Source organism: Paenibacillus camelliae (genome assembly GCF_023715345.1).
In the GTDB taxonomy this organism is placed as follows: Bacteria; Bacillota; Bacilli; order Paenibacillales; family Paenibacillaceae; genus Pristimantibacillus; species Pristimantibacillus camelliae.
On sequence record NZ_JAMBNY010000003.1, the window covers coordinates 221,522 to 237,924 of the forward strand.

The 16,403-nt window shown below is 43.1% G+C and carries 13 protein-coding genes; 4 read left to right on the plus strand and 9 right to left on the minus strand.

Annotation, left to right across the window (positions count from 1 at the left end):
* Window positions 1-133: 133 nt before the first annotated feature.
* Window positions 134-1,726, plus strand: coding sequence for an acetolactate synthase large subunit (locus M3180_RS08855; RefSeq protein WP_251667027.1), 1,593 nt, complete (start codon window positions 134-136; stop codon window positions 1,724-1,726).
* Window positions 1,727-1,986: 260 nt separating this feature from the next.
* Here M3180_RS08855 and M3180_RS08860 read toward each other — a convergent pair whose 3' ends face one another.
* The 6 genes from M3180_RS08860 to M3180_RS08885 all read right to left on the minus strand — a co-directional run bounded on the left by M3180_RS08860 (window position 1,987) and on the right by M3180_RS08885 (window position 9,693).
* Window positions 1,987-2,787: an SDR family oxidoreductase gene (locus tag M3180_RS08860; protein ID WP_251667028.1), complete on the minus strand. Its 801-nt coding sequence runs from the start codon at window positions 2,785-2,787 to the stop codon at window positions 1,987-1,989.
* Window positions 2,788-3,121: 334 nt separating this feature from the next.
* Window positions 3,122-5,152 carry a serine hydrolase domain-containing protein gene (locus M3180_RS08865; RefSeq protein WP_251667029.1) on the minus strand — a complete coding sequence of 677 codons (2,031 nt, stop codon included), beginning with the start codon at window positions 5,150-5,152 and terminating at the stop codon, window positions 3,122-3,124.
* A gap of 261 nt (window positions 5,153-5,413) precedes the next feature.
* Window positions 5,414-6,187 (minus strand): TerC family protein, encoded by a 774-nt coding sequence (locus M3180_RS08870; protein ID WP_251667030.1) that lies wholly within the window; start codon window positions 6,185-6,187, stop codon window positions 5,414-5,416.
* Between the two features lie 182 nt (window positions 6,188-6,369).
* Window positions 6,370-7,728 (minus strand): polysaccharide deacetylase family protein, encoded by a 1,359-nt coding sequence (locus tag M3180_RS08875; RefSeq protein WP_251667031.1) that lies wholly within the window; start codon window positions 7,726-7,728, stop codon window positions 6,370-6,372.
* Window positions 7,715-8,437, minus strand: coding sequence for an AAA family ATPase (locus tag M3180_RS08880; protein WP_251667032.1), 723 nt, complete (start codon window positions 8,435-8,437; stop codon window positions 7,715-7,717). Before M3180_RS08880 ends, M3180_RS08875 begins: the two co-directional genes overlap by 14 nt.
* Before the next feature lie 293 nt (window positions 8,438-8,730).
* Entirely contained in the window at window positions 8,731-9,693 is a 963-nt protein-coding gene (locus tag M3180_RS08885) for a helix-turn-helix transcriptional regulator (protein WP_251667033.1), read from the minus strand.
* Window positions 9,694-9,801: 108 nt separating this feature from the next.
* Here M3180_RS08885 and M3180_RS08890 point away from each other — a divergent pair, with 108 nt between their 5' ends.
* A complete protein-coding gene (locus M3180_RS08890; protein ID WP_251667034.1) occupies window positions 9,802-10,281 on the plus strand; it encodes a GyrI-like domain-containing protein in 480 nt (159 codons plus the stop codon).
* Between the two features lie 20 nt (window positions 10,282-10,301).
* Window positions 10,302-10,772: a DUF8821 family protein gene (locus M3180_RS08895; RefSeq protein ID WP_251667035.1), complete on the plus strand. Its 471-nt coding sequence runs from the start codon at window positions 10,302-10,304 to the stop codon at window positions 10,770-10,772.
* 131 nt (window positions 10,773-10,903) lie between these two features.
* Here the strand turns inward: M3180_RS08895 and araA are convergent, their stop codons facing one another.
* The 3 genes from araA to M3180_RS08910 all read right to left on the minus strand — a co-directional run bounded on the left by araA (window position 10,904) and on the right by M3180_RS08910 (window position 14,870).
* Entirely contained in the window at window positions 10,904-12,322 is a 1,419-nt protein-coding gene (gene araA / locus M3180_RS08900) for an L-arabinose isomerase (RefSeq protein ID WP_251667036.1), read from the minus strand.
* A 233-nt stretch (window positions 12,323-12,555) separates the two neighbouring features.
* Complete coding sequence (locus M3180_RS08905; protein WP_251667037.1) at window positions 12,556-13,251, minus strand: L-ribulose-5-phosphate 4-epimerase; 696 nt, start codon at window positions 13,249-13,251, stop codon at window positions 12,556-12,558.
* A gap of 2 nt (window positions 13,252-13,253) precedes the next feature.
* Window positions 13,254-14,870, minus strand: a complete 1,617-nt coding sequence (locus M3180_RS08910; protein ID WP_251667038.1) for a xylulokinase — start codon at window positions 14,868-14,870, stop codon at window positions 13,254-13,256.
* A gap of 372 nt (window positions 14,871-15,242) precedes the next feature.
* Between M3180_RS08910 and M3180_RS08915 the strand changes: the two genes are divergently transcribed.
* The gene (locus tag M3180_RS08915; RefSeq protein WP_251667089.1) at window positions 15,243-16,334 is read left to right on the plus strand and encodes a GntR family transcriptional regulator; all 1,092 of its coding nucleotides are present in this window, start codon (window positions 15,243-15,245) and stop codon (window positions 16,332-16,334) included.
* Window positions 16,335-16,403: the final 69 nt, after the last annotated feature.

The following is a 16,403-nucleotide window of genomic DNA, read 5'->3' on the forward strand; positions in this document are numbered from 1 at the left end:
CCACGTTAGTGTATTATTTTATGATAGATATGTAAAGCTTACTGTCCTGCACCATTCACCTTTAGTACCGTATAGGTTCTTAACATTTATGGGTAACATAGGGTAAACATAGCAAGCAGAGAGGCGAAGTATAATGAAAAAGGCAACAGATCTACTTGTTCAGTGCTTAGAGGATGAAGGAGTCGAGTATATTTTCGGTATTATGGGTAAGGAAACCCTTGATCTAATCGATTCTTTATCTCAGTCTAATAAAATCCAGTTCATTCATGTTCGTCATGAACAAGGGGCAGCTTTTATGGCAGATGTATACGGTAGGCTAACCAATAGAGTTGGTGTTTGCTTATCAACTTTAGGACCTGGAGCGACAAATTTATTGACCGGAATATCTAGTGCACATTTAGACCATTCTCCGGTTGTAGCTATTACAGGGCAAGCAAGCTTCGAAAGACAGCATCAAGAATCTCACCAATATTTAGATATCGTTAAAATATTTGAGCCTGCTACCAAATGGAGCGTTCAAATTAAAGACCCGCAAACGATACCAAAAATCATTCGTAAGTCTTTTAGATTAGCACGAATGGAAAAGCCAGGTGCGGTATTAATTGAATTACCTGAGAACATTGCATCACAGATGACTTTAACGGAGCCATTGCCAGTACTGCCTAATCCTAAAAGTACGTCAATCTCGCAAGCTATAGAGGATGCATGTACTTTAATAGACCATAGCCAAAAGCCACTTGTCATCGTCGGGAACGGAGTTATTAGGCAAGGAGCTATGTCAGCACTTCTGACTTTTGTAGAGAAACTACAATCACCTGTTATCCATAGTTTTATGGCAAAGGGGATTTTGCCTAAAAATCATGAACAAAATTATTTTACGTTTGGCTTTAAAAAGAATGATGCGGTATTACCAATCATAGAGCAGTCAGACCTACTCATTGTTGTTGGTTTTGATGTTGTAGAGTGTCCGCCTCAGGATTGGAATAAAATGAAGCGGCCTATTGTACATATCGATTCATTGCCCGCCGAAATGGACGAGCATTACCCTGTTGCAGGAGAATTGGTTGGTGATGTGAATGAGATTCTTCAAGCTCTTAACAAACAAGCTATGCCGTCTAGACGTTGGGTTCCGAGTGGACATTTAAAGGAACAGATTAAAAGAGCTTATCAAATAGAATTAGACGTTAAAGAAATTTTATCATTTACGATAGAGAACATACTAACTGTTATTGAAAAACATGCATCGGAACAAACCATCGTTATTTCTGATGTAGGTGCTCATAAGCTATCGATTGGCCGAACCTATCAACCAAAGCAGGCAGGAAGAGTTATTATCTCCAATGGACTTGCCTCAATGGGTATAGCATTACCCGGTTCTATTGGTGCTAAATTAGCCTGCCGAGACGCTCCAGTCATTTGTATTACTGGGGATGGAGGGGCTTTAATGAATATGTCTGAATTAGAAACTGCTAAACGACTGGGTCTGTCTTTTATTATTATTGTATTAAACGATTCAACGTTAAAGCTAGAAGAGCAAATGATGCAAGAAAAATTCGGCAATAGCTTTGGTGCGGCCTTTGAAAACCCTGACTTTGTACAGCTTGCTAATAGCTTCGGAATAAAAGGAGTTAGACCTAAAGATTTGAATGAATTCGATCAAATACTGGAAGAGGCTTTGAAACAAAATAACGAAGTGACACTGATCGATGTTCAAATCACTTCTTGATAGTGTTCACAAGCGGTCAATCAGGATGAGAATGTATTCGGATTGACGTCTGAGCAGCTTCCCTTCTGGAAGTGGCATCATACTGTCTAATGTGCTGATTGGCCATGTGCTGTGAAGTTGTAAGATGATAACCTTGAGGCATCTAGTCACCTACCTACAACGTTATTTTTATTTCATTTTAATTTCTAATGACCTCTCTCTTATTATTTTAGTCGTGAATAGCAGATAGGGCCATCCTTAGCGGATGACCCTGTAAATTTTTAGCTAAAACCGCCTCTAGAATGAATGATCTCACCGGTTATCCACTCAGAATCATCGCTCGCAAGAAAAGTAATCAGCTTTGCCACATCCTCTGGAACACCAATCCGCCCCATCGGGAATTGTGGCAGCAGCGCTTTCTTGATTTCTTCGGTCATCCAGCCAGTATCGGTAGGTCCAGGGTCGACCGCGTTAACTGTAATATGAAGTGGCGCCAGCTCTGCAGCAAGTGATTCAGTAAACACGGAAATTGCCCCCTTAGTTGCTGCATAGGCAAGATTTCCGGGCATAGGTGATTTTCCTTGGCCGGAAGTCATGTTAATAATACGCCCGCCAAGTGTATGGCTGGAACCTATATTTTTCATTTCCGCTTCAAGCAATCGAGAAAATTCCGCGGATAACATAAAGGTACCTCTAATGTTCACAGCACAATGAGCGTCAATAAGCGACTCATTTAATTGACGAAAATCAGCATCCACGCTATACGTTGCGTTGTTAACGAGAATGGTTGGCAACCCCAAGGTTTTCTGAACTTCAGCCAGCAGATCGGCTGCGGAGCCTGACTGGGCAAGGTCTAGCTTCATATGTGCGGCTTGAACACCCATTTTTCGTAATTCTTGTGCAAAGATATCAGGCCAATGCTCATCTACACTTCGAGGATATACCTCTTGGTCGTATTCACACAAATGCGTGAAGAACAAGCTGGCTCCCTCGTTAGCTAGTGCCCTGCAAATCGCTGCCCCGATTCCACCTTCACGACTCACACCTGTAACGATAGCAATTTTACCTTGTAATTTATTCATAGATCATACCTCCGATAAGGAAGTTGAGCGTGCCGTTCTACGCTTGGAGATGGAATGTTTGTGCCGCTCAATAATAAAAAGCGGATACATCAAGTATCCGCATGAGCAGGTGTAGCAACGGTAGCCTCGCGTCCCTTGAATTGGTTGCGACCGGCATAATTGAACAGAGCTATGGCACACACCATGACCCCGGATTATGCAGCGATCAACTTATTACACCATTACAAGGAAGTACACATTAACTCGCGAGTCTCCTTTCCGTCATCTCCATAATTTGTATTATTAACCAAAAATATAGTTCAGTCAATCCCGAGAGCAACTAGGGAAGCTTATTTTATTGCTGAGGAACTTGGACGAGCTTTGCGAGCATCGCCGCCGCTTCCTTACGAAGCATAGTGTCCTGCGGTCGGTAATTCCAGTCTCCATCCTCATCGACAGAAACCTCTGGTCCGTAGAAGCCTGCCAGAAGCATCATATTCACTGCGTCTGCTGCCCAAGGTGATGGTGTATCCTTGAGTTTAGCCTGAGGAGCTACTCCTGCCCCTTGCAGCTGCATCAAACGATATACGATAGCAGCAGCCTCCTGCCGCTTTAACGGTTCATCTGGTGCAAAGCTTCCACCCGGCATCCCTTTTAATAGCCCGAGCTCCAAAGCTGTTTGAATTTCCTTCTCCAGCTTATGACCCTTTGTATCTACGAACATAGCCTCACTCTCAGATAGAGGAAGCTTTAACAAACGTATGAAATAAGCAACATATTCGCCACGAGTAATTACATCATCAGGACGGAAGAGCTCCTGAACATCCTCAAAAATATTAAAGCTTTGAAGATCGTAAATATACGGAGCATAGACGTGGTCATTTGCTACATCTGCATAGATCTTTTCTTCAATGCGGATTGAATACCCAACGTTTCTGTACTTAAAGTAATGCGGCTCGCCTGCAGCATTGTTCTTAAAGACAAGCTCTCTTTCCTCATCATCAATAAAGGTCATCGGGTCAACCTGTGTAAATTCAATATTACCAAGCATAGTATCCTCCATGCTTAGCTTACCGTCACCAGTTACTTTAATCTTAGATCTCCAGTTGTCCAATCTCAGATCTGTATAGGTACCCTCGAATTTAGCTAATTCCTCTTGTGACGTATTGAGCTGTTGATGTTGTTCCCCAATATTCGGAATGAATGTCTGCATAAATTCACGATACAACTCTTCTCTTATCATCCCATTGTTTCCATTCACATTCACAAATACCCCGATCTCATGCTCAGGAAGCAGCCACATGTAGGAGCTGAAGCCGAGAATATCTCCACCTTTAGCAATAACACGCTGGCCATTATCATATTGTGGATACATAGATGCTTCGAAGCCATAGGCCATAACAGGCTTGCCCGGCTGAATATATACCTGATACTCCTGCATAAGCTTTGCTGTCTCTGGCTTTAGAATACGAACTCCCTGATAGCTGCCTTCATTCAAATGTGCCATCATAAAAATCGCAGCATCCGCTGCTGTTGTATACCAGCCACCATGAGGATGATCGGACGGCTTAATGCTATATTGTGGGTATGGCTGCCCGTCAGGCATATAACCAGTTGCCATGCCCTCAGCAATCTCCGGTGTTAGACGGAAGCCAGAGTGCTCCATGCTAAGCGGTTTAAATATTTGCTCCTGCACGTAGTCTTCAAACTTTTGTTGGCTAACATATTCAACGATATAGCCTTGTAGCATCGATGCAAAATTGTCATACATAAACACTTCTCCTGGCTTTCGCACAGTTTTAGGAATGCTAGCTTTCACATAGCTCTCCAGATCGTAATAATCGTCAAGTGTATAGTAAATATCTCCAGGACGTATATCCATACCGTTATTAAAGCCTGTTGTATGAGTAAGTAAATGTGCGATCGTTACAGGATTCTCTTCTGAGTATTGAATCCATGGCTCTGGCAAGTAGTCATTCACCCCTGCATCAAGTGAAATCTTGCCTTGCTCAACAAGCTGCATAAGAGCAGTAGCGGTGACAAGCTTAGCAATTGATCCTGTACGGAAAAGTGTTTTGTCTGCAAGCACAGCTGTTTTCGTTGCGACATCCGCTTCACCAAAGCCTTGTTGATATAATACGTTGTTTCCTTGAACAATGGAGATAATTGCACCTGGTACATTCCATTCCTCTAGCTTTGCTTTGCTGAAGAACTGTTCTGCAAACTTCTTCAATTCTGACTCATTCAACTGAACGCTGACAAACGTGTGATTAGACACTGAGCTGGCTGCAGGCGAATCAGCCATTACGGTAACAGGTACAGCTGACGTAACGATTAGACCTGATAGTAGAACAGCCATTGCTGTTTTTACAAATCTCTGCTTCACTATTTCTCCACATCCTTTATTATTGTTATCGATAATGATAATAATAAATATGTGTTCAGTCAACGTTTATTTATCGACATTATCCGAGGAACTACCCATTTCAACTAGGCTAGTTGCTTGTCACTTATTTATCTTATGCATAACATCAATAAAAAAGGCACTCTCATGTGCTGCATCCTGTAATCAGATTGTAAGACCTAATTATTAGAATCAGCGCCAAGGAGTACCTTTTAATTTTCGTATAACCATACAGCTTATTGATTAAGCATGGTCTGCCTTATGAACCTTGTTGCTAGGAGCAAACCATCCTAATAGCGCGATCGCAACTAGCACAATATAGAAAATGGACGTCCATAACGTACCATGAGGAAAATGAGGATCTAGCACTCCAATATCCCCATGAGCGAGTGTAATGATGGCTAGCTTAACCCCTACCCACGCAACGATTGCATATGCCGTTGTCTCAAGCGCTGGACGTTTTGCAAGCAGCTTAACAAACCAGGTCGCTGCAAATTTGATTAGAATCAAGCCCGCAATACCACCAAGCACGACGACTATAAATTGTCCACCGTCCATGCCTCCAAACTCTCCAAGCGGTGAATCTGGAAGTCCAAGCGCAAGCGCTACTGCAGCTAGAATGGAGTCAATCGCAAAAGCAAGGTCCGCTAATGCAATTTTACCTACCGTAGGCCAAAAGCCTTTTCCCGCTGCTTCTTTCTCTGTTTCCTTACGATTTTCCTCATTCTTCTTACCGAACTTAGCCTTAATAATGTGCTTCAAACCCAAATACAAAAGATAGGCTGCACCGATTGCCTGTACCTGCCATACATTTGCGATAAAAGAAATGGCAAATAAAGCGGCAAACCGAAAAACAAAGGCCATAATAATTCCATAATTAATCGCTTTTTTCTTCTGATCGTCAGGCAGATGCTTCGCGATAACCGCTAAAACAAGTGCGTTGTCAGCTGACAGCAAACCTTCCAAACCGATTAGAATGAGTAAAGCCCACGCATACTCTAACCATATTGAATCCAACTTTTTTTCTCCCTTCTCCAACCAGTGTAGATACAGCAACGTATACGTATTGTTTGCTTAGAAATAATACGTATACGTAAAACTGATCTTGGAGATTTCATTTTTTTATAAAGCTTTATAAAAATACACTCGAACAGAATAATAATACCAAAAATTACACTATTCTCGTCAATAGGGAGGAATTATTTAAAAGTGACAAAGTTTAAATCTTTTTCTTTTAAGTATTTTATAATTTCGGGTAATGCTTCGACCGTATTTTTATCCTCGTGCAGCACATATATACCACCTGAAGCTTCGACCTGATGAAAATATCGGATAATGTCTTCTGGATGCTTCGCATTCCAATCTTCCGGGTCTCGATTCCACATAAGGGTCTTCATGTTCAACTTCTTTGCCTCTGACACAAGCTTATCGTTAACCTCACCGTATGGAGGGCGAAACAAAGTAATGGCATGATCCGTCAACGATTCCAGAACGTCGTTTGTCTTCATTAAATTCTCATGCTGTTTTTGTGCGTCAGCTTTAGTTAGCACACTGTGATCCCATGAATGATTCCCAATAGCCATTCCATTCTCAAGCGCATAGGTCACAGCATCCGAATTGCGCGCCACATTCTGTCCTACGAATAAAAACGTCGCCGCTACGTTCTGTTCCTTCAAAATATCTACAATCTGCTCTGTAAGCGCAGACGGACCATCATCAAAGGTTAATGCGACGTATTGCTCCGGTAGTCCAAAAAGCTTCATCTCCTCAGTGATCTCAAAAACTTCATAGTCCCCCTGAAGTGGATTGCTACTAGATTGCATCGAGACCTCTAATACGTCAGAAGGATCTGCAATAATATCGTCATTCTGCACTAGATCTATACCCGCCTCATCATTTATGATGCCCTGGTCATGAATTGCTTCTGAATGCTCCGTTGTTACCTCTGCCTTCACGATACCAATGGGCTCGCTAAGCTTTCGCACTAAATCGCCCTTGCCTTGCGAGCTGGTAGAGAATACCGCCAATATACTGAATATAATCATTACGATCATCGATACCTTTGACGTGCGTGTAGAGAAAATCCTTAGAAATTGTGCTTGGTGTACGTGTTCGTGATCATGTTGAGCTGCATTCGATACTCCCTGTTCTTCCTCGTTCTTCAGAGTAAGTGGGAAGGATCTAAGATGCGTTAATTGCTGTATGTAATGCTCGGTGCATGGAAAATACTGAATATCCCGAGTAACACCTGAACCTTTGATTAGAGAGCTGTAAAAGGTTTTTTGGTATGGATCCCATTTGGCATAGGGAGATAGTCTAACTCTGTCTCCGATCCATGGCTTTAACGATTCAAGCCCCTGATACGTTAACTCATCGATCTTTATCTCATACGTAGCTTGCCTTTCCTCTTGAGTAACGATGAGCTTCATCTGATTGACACCGTCTATCGTTTTCCCGAGTGATAGCAGCTCGACGACTTGCGTGTTGTATGTTTCCATTCCATCCCCGTCTTTCTTCCCCGAACCCGATAGTATTCTAATCGAATCAAGCTCCCTCATTAGCCCCTGTATTCGATGCATAAGGAGATGTCAGACGGTTAGTAAAGTCATTTACAATATTAAGGAGATGCTCCTTCTCCTGGCGAAGGGCGTCAGATCTCTGCTTCATTTGATTGAGCTCAGCTTCAAGTCTCACATTCTTCTCCTCAAGCTCATTAATCCTCTTCGTCTTATCGGCAGTCGTCTCATTGTGCTTCTGAAGCAAGCCTGCGTAGTTTTGTCGTTCAAGCTCAATGACACCCTTTAGCTGCTCAATCTCACCAGATAGCGTAGTATGTAGCTCCCGATAGTCCTCCATCATCTGATCAACCTTCAGATTATTATCTGATAGCCTACGCTCTAGCTCCATAATGCTTTTCTCACGATCCTCGATGACCTTACCCAAATTCCTCAAGTCTTTGTTCATTCGGTCATTCTGTCCGTTCGCTTGATTTAAGCGATCCTGCATCTCTTTATAATTCAGCTCAACATGCTGCTTCGCCTTAACCATCTGCTCTACGGCGATGACTAGATCAAGCGTGCTTTTATCCATATGACCTTTATTGTTGAAAAATGAGCCTAGAGTCTCTTCATTCGTTTCGGAATTAGTCGAATATACCGACTCCACCGCTTCATTTTGTGTTTCTTCCAAGTCCCCACTAATGCCGAGGTCCTCTCGCGAATGCTCCTGCTCAAGACTACTCTTCTTCTTTTTGAACGGAGAAAACATAGTTGAAATCACCTTTTCTGAGTGTAATTGTTGAATTTTGTTGAAATATGTATTCTTTCATTATAGTTGAATCTTCCAATTAAATTAGTAGGTCAAATATACTCATTTGTCGAGAAGGGGTAAGACTAAGGAATGGGTCTCTCGTGAAGTTTGGTACTATTTTACTAGAATATATAGAGATTGGGATCTAAAAGAACTGTGAAACTCAACAAAAAAGAGAGAGGATAGGCTCGATGTATCAAGCCTATCCTCTCTTATATAAATTACATCTGACGCCTTCTAATGCGCACTAATTATGGGCAGAATATACGTATTCTCTCGTTTAAAGTCTCTATTACTTCTTGCGGGATTTGCTTGACCTTAATATCTCCGCCTAGAAACAAGATCCAATTCGTTATTTCAGTCACTTCTTCGGCATGATTTAAATTAACATATGTCCTTAAGATAGCTGTAGTTTGATAAGGATTTGTATAGTTAATCGATGCCTTCATTGGGTGGTACTTTTTGAATTGGGCAATCGCTTTTGGACCAAGCTCGATTATAAGATTAGCCGTCTCTTCTTGCTCGCTAAGCTTTTCTAAGATCTTTTTCTTACTAAATCTTTTTTTGGAAGCGTATAGCTGAACATCAATAAGATGATCTACCTTATAAATTTTTCTTCTCTCTTCCTCTAGATCAAAGCCTTCTATGAGCCAAAAGCTTTTCTCTTGATAAAGGTGCAGTAGGTAGGTCGGATAGGTGTTAACCACTTCCCCTTCTTGAATAGAAAGCATTAAAGAACGATCCAATAGAAGCGTTTGAATTAGCTTTTCTAGCATCGGGTGAGGAAAATCTGACAGATCAAGCAAGTCAGGATTGTGCGGGTTTGTGCTGCTAAAAAGTAGCACGCTGTTTAGTATCACAAGATCATCCTGCTGATGCTGTGAGATGAGCCCGAGCAGCTTCTCTGCAATCGAATGGCGATTCTGTAGATAAGGAAGCTGTTGATTACGCGTAGCCATAAAAGCAATAAAAAGAGCTTTAACTTCATTATCTGTAAAGCGAACGGTAGGCAGAAGCGTGTTATTCATAACAAAATAACCGCCATCTCTTCCAACCTCCGCAACTAGCGGCATCCCCATGGCTTCAATTTCTTTAATATCTCTAATCGCTGTTGAACGGGAGATATTGAATTCTTGCATAATTTCGGAAATCGTAAAGTGGGCACGGTTGTTGACGTAACGCATAATCGTATTAATTCGTTCAACTTTTTTCATCGAGCCTCCTAAACAGTATCACTTTTTGACATGATTTAACGCTATTATAAACCTAACAAAAGAAAATAACTACATGAAACCAATTTAAGAAAAAGGAAGGGATTATCGATGGCAAACTATACGTTAGAGGAAAAAGAGAGCTTTACAGTACTTGGAATTGGGGTTGAGCTTAAGAGCGACTACACAGACTATGCAGGCATCAACAAGGAAAAGTCAGACTTCTGGGAGACCATTAAACAAGACGGAACGCTTGATAAGCTAAAGGCTGTAGCTGCGAATGAGTACATCTTTGTCGTAAACGAGGCAGTGAATAACAAAATGATGCATTATGCAGGTGTTTTGTCAGATGTAACGTTGCCTGAAGCGACTAGAGTTATTCAGTTTCCTAAAGGGGAATATGTCGTTGTTAAAGGAGAAGCGAATACGGCTGATGAATTGAATCATTTGCTGACCGGCAAGGCTTTTGGTCAAGTGTTGCCTGAAGCAACGAATGTTGCATACGTTGGCGGACCTAATACAGCCGTTCAGATGGGTGAGCGAGATGGCGTATTGTACGGCGAGATGTGGATTCCTGTTGTTAGGAAATAAGATTGGAGAGTGGATTGTCGATGTCATATCTTGTTGATTTTAAGAATGTATCTACCGTTGGTCTAGAATCATCTCCCGTAGCAGAAGCGCTTGCTGGCTTACGCGCTAATGAAGCCCGCTACTTTATGAACAAATACAAGCATGAATTTGCCGTCGTACCGGCTAGCGAAAGCAAGGAAGCCCTCGATTATGTGAATTGCATTTTGCAAGAGGAGCGTAAAATAGAGTTCGCTGCCAAGCCTTTAGAAACATCCACCTTTCAGGTAGAAAACATTAGGTTTACGTATGTCTTTTACGAGGATGGTCTAGCGCTTAATGTGTTATATACGTTGGATGGTCCTAAACCTAAGCGCGCGGTTGGCTTTAAGCTTTCTGAAGGAATGGATATTCCGAAGGAGCTAGAGGAGAAAAAGTTCAAATTTGCCAAGATGAAGTCTAAGTTAGCCGGAACTATTCGGGGCTCATTCTTTGTCATTAAGGGAGAGTATTAGAAGATAGAAAAAACCGTTTCTGCAAAAGGAGGTGCACTAGGCACCCCTTAAGGAGAAACGGTTTTATTTCATTTTATATATAAGAGCGATGTTTGTTATCTATTGTTCTGCCTTCAAGCTTGAAGGACGTGTTATTTAATAACGACGTATTCCAGGTTAACCAGCTTAGCATAGGTTACGATCTGGTCTGTCGTTAGATTCAAGGAAACGACAGTATGGTGACCGCCACCATTCTCGATCCAAGCCTTCACGCCGTCCTGGAAGTTTGGCTTAACTGTCCATAGCACACGTGCAACTGGTAGATTAGGAGCTGGAGTTGTCGGCTCGAATGCAGACACTTCATTAATAAGCAGCTTGTAATGCGTACCGAAGTCAGCCATCGATACTACAACGCCTTCGCCAGCTTTGCCGTCGAATACAAGACGAGCTGGATCTTCACGATCGCCAATTCCAAGCGGTGAAACAATAATCTTCGGCTTGTTGCTTGCCAAGGATGGGTCCACCTCAAGCATATGAGATTGCAGGATAGCTTCCTGTCCAGGAGCCATCTCGTAAGTGTAATCCTCCATGAAGCCTGTGTTTTGATTGCGGCTCATCACCTTCATCAAACGATCAAGTGCAGCAGTTTTCCAGTCACCCTCACCAGCAAAGCCATAGCCCTGTGCCATTAAACGTTGTACAGCTAGACCAGGCAGCTGCTTCATGCCATGCAAATCCTCAAAGTTTGTAGTAAAGGCATTATAGCCCTTTTCATCAAGGAAGCGTTTAAGCGCAATCTCGTAGCTAGCTTGAATTCTTACACTAGCTTCCCAAGCTTCCTTGCTGTTTGTGCCATAATCAAACTCGTATAGCTCAGCATATTCAGCCATCAAAGCGTCGATTTCCTGCTCTGTAACGGCATTCACGTACTGAACAAGATCCCCGATACCATAGTAGTCGACCGTCCAGCCAAACTGGATTTGCGCTTCTACTTTATCTCCCTCGGTAACACCAACGTTACGCATGTTATCACCGAAACGAGCAACTTTAATATTGAAGCCTTCGTTGTAAGCAACCGCTACATCCATCCAGTCTGCAATTTGCTTCTGCACTTCTGGACGCTCCCAGTAGCCGACAACGATTTTATTTTGCTTATTCAAGCGGGCATTGATGAAGCCATACTCACGATCACCATGAGCAGCTTGGTTCAGGTTCATAAAGTCCATGTCAATCGTTGCCCAAGGAATGCTTTCATTGTACTGTGTTGCAAGGTGAAGCAAAGGCTTTTGCAGCAGCTTCGTACCACGAATCCACATTTTTGCAGGTGAGAAAGTATGCATCCACGTAATGACACCCGCTACCTCGTCACGATAGTTAACCTCTTTCATAATGCTTGTAATCTTATCTGCACTTACCGCTAGATCCTGCAGTACAAGTGGATAAGGAAGCACACCGCTATTATTCAATGCATCCGTCATTGTCTGTGCATGCGCCTTAACCTCTGCAAGTGCTTCTTCCCCATACAAATGCTGCGAACCTACGACAAACCAAAATTGTTTAGCTGTTGACATATGAATCATCCTCTTTTCTATGATTGATGGTTTTTTGAACGACCACTTCAATAAAGGTTCAAAAAGTTCGGCTTTCAGCACCGAGAAGATTGAAAGAAGCTAGAGCTTGAGAAGCGCAGCGTACGTTATTGGTACGTGAGCATCGGAAAGCTCGGCTGAATTCAATATTCGATGCCGAATAACCATTCAGTACTTGCTTCGTGATCAAAGTTGAACTTTTTGAATAACCTCTATTATTTTTGGCCGTAATAGGCGTCTTTCCCGTGCTTCCGCAAATAATGCTTATCCAAAATACCCTGTGGCAGTTCTTTCGCGAAGTTGTTCAATTGTCGTGCATATAGATTCATCTTGCACACTTCCTCCAGCACAACACTGTTCACTACCGCAGACTTTACATCCTTGCCCCAAGTGAATGGCGCATGGCCTTGAAGCAAGATTGCTGGAATCGCCATCACATCTAAACCACGCTGCTCGAAGGTCTCGATAATGACATGCCCTGTCTCCGCTTCATATCCGCGGTCAATCTCCTCTTGCTTCAAAAAGCGTGCGCAAGGCACTGCGCCGTAGAAGGTGTCCGCATGCGTCGTGCCCATCACAGGTACATCTAGCCCTGCTTGCGCCCAGATCGTTGCCCATGTCGAATGAGTATGTACAATACCGCCGATTTGCGGATAGTGCTTATACAACACCGCATGCGTAGCTGTATCGGAGGATGGTCTCATGTCCCCCTCAACGACATTACCGTCAAAGTCAACAACGACCATATCACTTGGCTTCATCGTCTCATAGCTCACTCCACTTGGCTTAATGACAAACAAGCCGCTTTCACGATCAACAGCGCTCGCGTTGCCCCAAGTGAATTTAACTAGCCCGTGCTTGGGCAATTCGAGGTTAGCCTCATATACTTCTTCTTTTAATTGTTCTAACAACGTTATTTCCTCCCGTTCTCTAGCAGATGATCTACTGCCGCCTGTTCAATAGCAAGACCTGCTACGTAACGTTCCATAAATACTTGGAAGCCTTCAACATCGACGACATCTGGGGTAATCTCTTGTCCCTCTGCATCCTTGAATACCTTCTGCTCAAGGAAATGATCTAAGCTTTCTCCTTGATCCTTGTTTACCATATAAGAAGCGAGAATTGCCATTCCCCATGCCCCGCCCTCACCGGCTGTAGACATGACGGTGATTGGAATATTAAGCGCACCTGCTAATATTTTTTGTCCCACTACAGGAGTCTTGAATAACCCGCCATGAGCCAATATACTATCAATCGCTACCTTTTCCTTCTCGGTCAAAATATCCATGCCAAGCTTCAGTGCTCCGAAGGCTGTCAGGATATGAGTACGCATAAAGTTAGCTAGATTAAAGCTGCTTTCAGGCGAGCGTACGAACAACGGACGCCCCTGGTCAATTCCCGTTATATTTTCACCGGATAGATAGCCGTAGCTAAGCAATCCGCCTCCATCCGGGTCAGCTTCTAATGCCTTGTTCAGCAGTACACTGAACAATTTATTGGAATCTGCACCATAGCCCATCGCCTCGGAGAACTCGCGGAACAGTCCCATCCATGCATTAAGATCACTTGAGCAGTTGTTGGCATGTACCATAGCTACTGGACTACCGTCAGGTGTTGTCACCATATCAATCTCTGGGTACACCGTCGATAAATCTTTCTCTAGTACGATCATCGCAAACACGGAAGTCCCTACGGAAATATTGCCCGTGCGCTTTCTAACGCTATTGGTGGCAACCATACCCGTTCCTGCATCACCCTCCGGAGGACAAAGTGCAATACCTGGCTGTAGATCACCCGCAGGATCTAGAATAGCTGCTCCTTCAGCGCTTAGCTCACCTGCGTGCTCGCCAGAGAGAAGCACCTTCGGAAGAAGCTGCTCAAGCTTCCATGGATACGCATTGGCCGCAGTTAACTCGTCAAATTGCTTCATCATTGCCGCATTGTAATGATGAGTAGCCTCATCGATTGGGAAGATGCCAGCAGCATCGCCGATTCCGATGACTTTACTACCTGTTAGCAGCCAGTGAATGTATCCAGCAAGCGTCGTTAAATAATCAATACGAGGCACATGCTCCTCTTGGTTTAAGATCGCTTGGTACAAATGTGCAATACTCCAGCGCTCAGGGATGTTAAACTGGAATAGCTCCGTTAGCTTTCTTGCCGCCTCGCCAGTCGTTGCATTACGCCACGTACGGAACGGAACAAGCAGCTCTCCAGATTGATCGAATGCCATATAGCCGTGCATCATAGCAGAGAAACCAATCGAGCCAACGGTTTGAAGTTTTACTCCATATCGCTCCTGTACTTCCTGCTTCATAGCGCGATAAGCGGTTTGCAGGCCTGTAATAATCTCCTCCTGGCTGTATGTCCAATACCCGTCCTTCAACTGGTTCTCCCATTCGAAGCTGCCTGATGCAATCGTTTCGAATCGACGATCGATCAGTACTGCCTTGATTCGTGTAGAACCAAACTCGATGCCCAGTGAGGTTTCCCCTCTCGTTATCGCTTCCTTCAAGTCTACATGACTCATGATCATATACATCCCCTCTCTATTTGTCGTTTTACATTTCCTATGTCATTCATATAAGCTCGACCTTCAAATCGACTTCGCTACGCTTATACAACCTATGAATTTCAACCGAAAGAAGGCGCTTTCTATAATAGATAATCTTTTCAGCCTTAGTATATTTTCTGTACGTACATTTGTCAATACAATACCTTAGTTATACTAACATAATTGCTGCACTTCGTTAGCTTGTCTTCATTTGTTGTTTTTTCGAGCTTATTGCATAAATATGTACGGTCCCATGCATAGCTCAGCATGACAGCACTTGCAACCTGTACAATTTGTGCTAAAATATGTACGTACAACTTCTTGAACAATGATGAAAGTAGTGAAATGATGAAGCCAAAGTATCAGCTTATTATTGATGATATAAAAAGCCATATCCTCTCGGGAACATACAAGCCCGGTGATAGAATACCTTCGGAGTACGTGCTGCAGGAAAACTATCAGGTTAGCCGGCAAACCGTTAGAAAAGCAATTCTAGAGCTATCTAATGAAGGATTCCTACGCAGCGAGAAGGGATCTGGTACGTATGTTAGCACTCATTACCGCTCCAAAGCCGGTGTAAGATCGATGAATAAGACGATTGGGGTCATTACAACTTATATCTCTGATTACATCTTTCCTTCAATTATTCGCGGCATTGAAAGCCGATTGAATGAAGATAATTATTCTCTGTTGCTAGCCAGCACAAATAATGATATCGAACAAGAGAAAAAGGCCTTGGAAATGATGCTGTCGTATGGTGTGGACGGGCTAATCGTAGAGCCAACTCGAAGCAATGTTTACAATCCAAACATCGCTTATTACCTATCCTTTAAGGAGCAGGATGTACCGCTTGTAATGATTAATGCTTATTACGAAGAGCTGGAGGTTCCTTTCTTCTGCTTGGATGACGTGCAGTCTAGTTATCTCGCAACTCGGGAGCTCATTACGAAGGGTCATTCCCAGATCGGTATCATTGCCAAAATGGACGATCTACAGGGGAAATATAGAATGAAGGGATTTATTAAAGCTTTAGGGGAGGCAAAACTAAGGTTTCAACAGGAGCATGTGCTCTCCTTCGATACTGCCACTAAAGCCGACCTGTCCGCTAACCTGGAAGTGTATCTGAACGACAATCGAGATGATGTGACGGCGATTGTCTGCTACAACGACGAGGTGGGGCTTGAAGTCGTAAATGTTTGCCGAAAGCTAGGCATCTCTATCCCAGATGATTTATCAATTATTGGTCAAGACAATTCCTATATCGCGAAAAATGCCAATATACAGCTGACGACGCTGACGCACCCGCAAGAGCAGATGGGGCGCGATGCCGCAGATTGGGTTATTAAATCGTTACAGGGTAAAAAGGATCTGCCGACCAAAACCTATTACCAGCCTGAACTTATTACAGGAGAAACGATTAAAGAGATTGAAGTAGAATAGTTGAATATCCTGAACGCACGTCGTATAACATGGACTGCCATTGTTAAACACACAAAGTTTAACAGTGGC

Coding starts and splice junctions, on each gene's coding strand:
- M3180_RS08855 (WP_251667027.1), top strand. CDS start 134: ATGAAAAAGGCAACAGATCTACTTGTTCAGTGCTTAGAGGATGAAGGA.
- M3180_RS08860 (WP_251667028.1), bottom strand. CDS start 2,787: ATGAATAAATTACAAGGTAAAATTGCTATCGTTACAGGTGTGAGTCGT.
- M3180_RS08875 (WP_251667031.1), bottom strand. CDS start 7,728: ATGAGGGAGCTTGATTCGATTAGAATACTATCGGGTTCGGGGAAGAAA.
- M3180_RS08880 (WP_251667032.1), bottom strand. CDS start 8,437: ATGTTTTCTCCGTTCAAAAAGAAGAAGAGTAGTCTTGAGCAGGAGCAT.
- M3180_RS08885 (WP_251667033.1), bottom strand. CDS start 9,693: ATGAAAAAAGTTGAACGAATTAATACGATTATGCGTTACGTCAACAAC.
- M3180_RS08890 (WP_251667034.1), top strand. CDS start 9,802: ATGGCAAACTATACGTTAGAGGAAAAAGAGAGCTTTACAGTACTTGGA.
- M3180_RS08895 (WP_251667035.1), top strand. CDS start 10,302: ATGTCATATCTTGTTGATTTTAAGAATGTATCTACCGTTGGTCTAGAA.
- araA (WP_251667036.1), bottom strand. CDS start 12,322: ATGTCAACAGCTAAACAATTTTGGTTTGTCGTAGGTTCGCAGCATTTG.
- M3180_RS08910 (WP_251667038.1), bottom strand. CDS start 14,870: ATGAGTCATGTAGACTTGAAGGAAGCGATAACGAGAGGGGAAACCTCA.
- M3180_RS08915 (WP_251667089.1), top strand. CDS start 15,243: ATGAAGCCAAAGTATCAGCTTATTATTGATGATATAAAAAGCCATATC.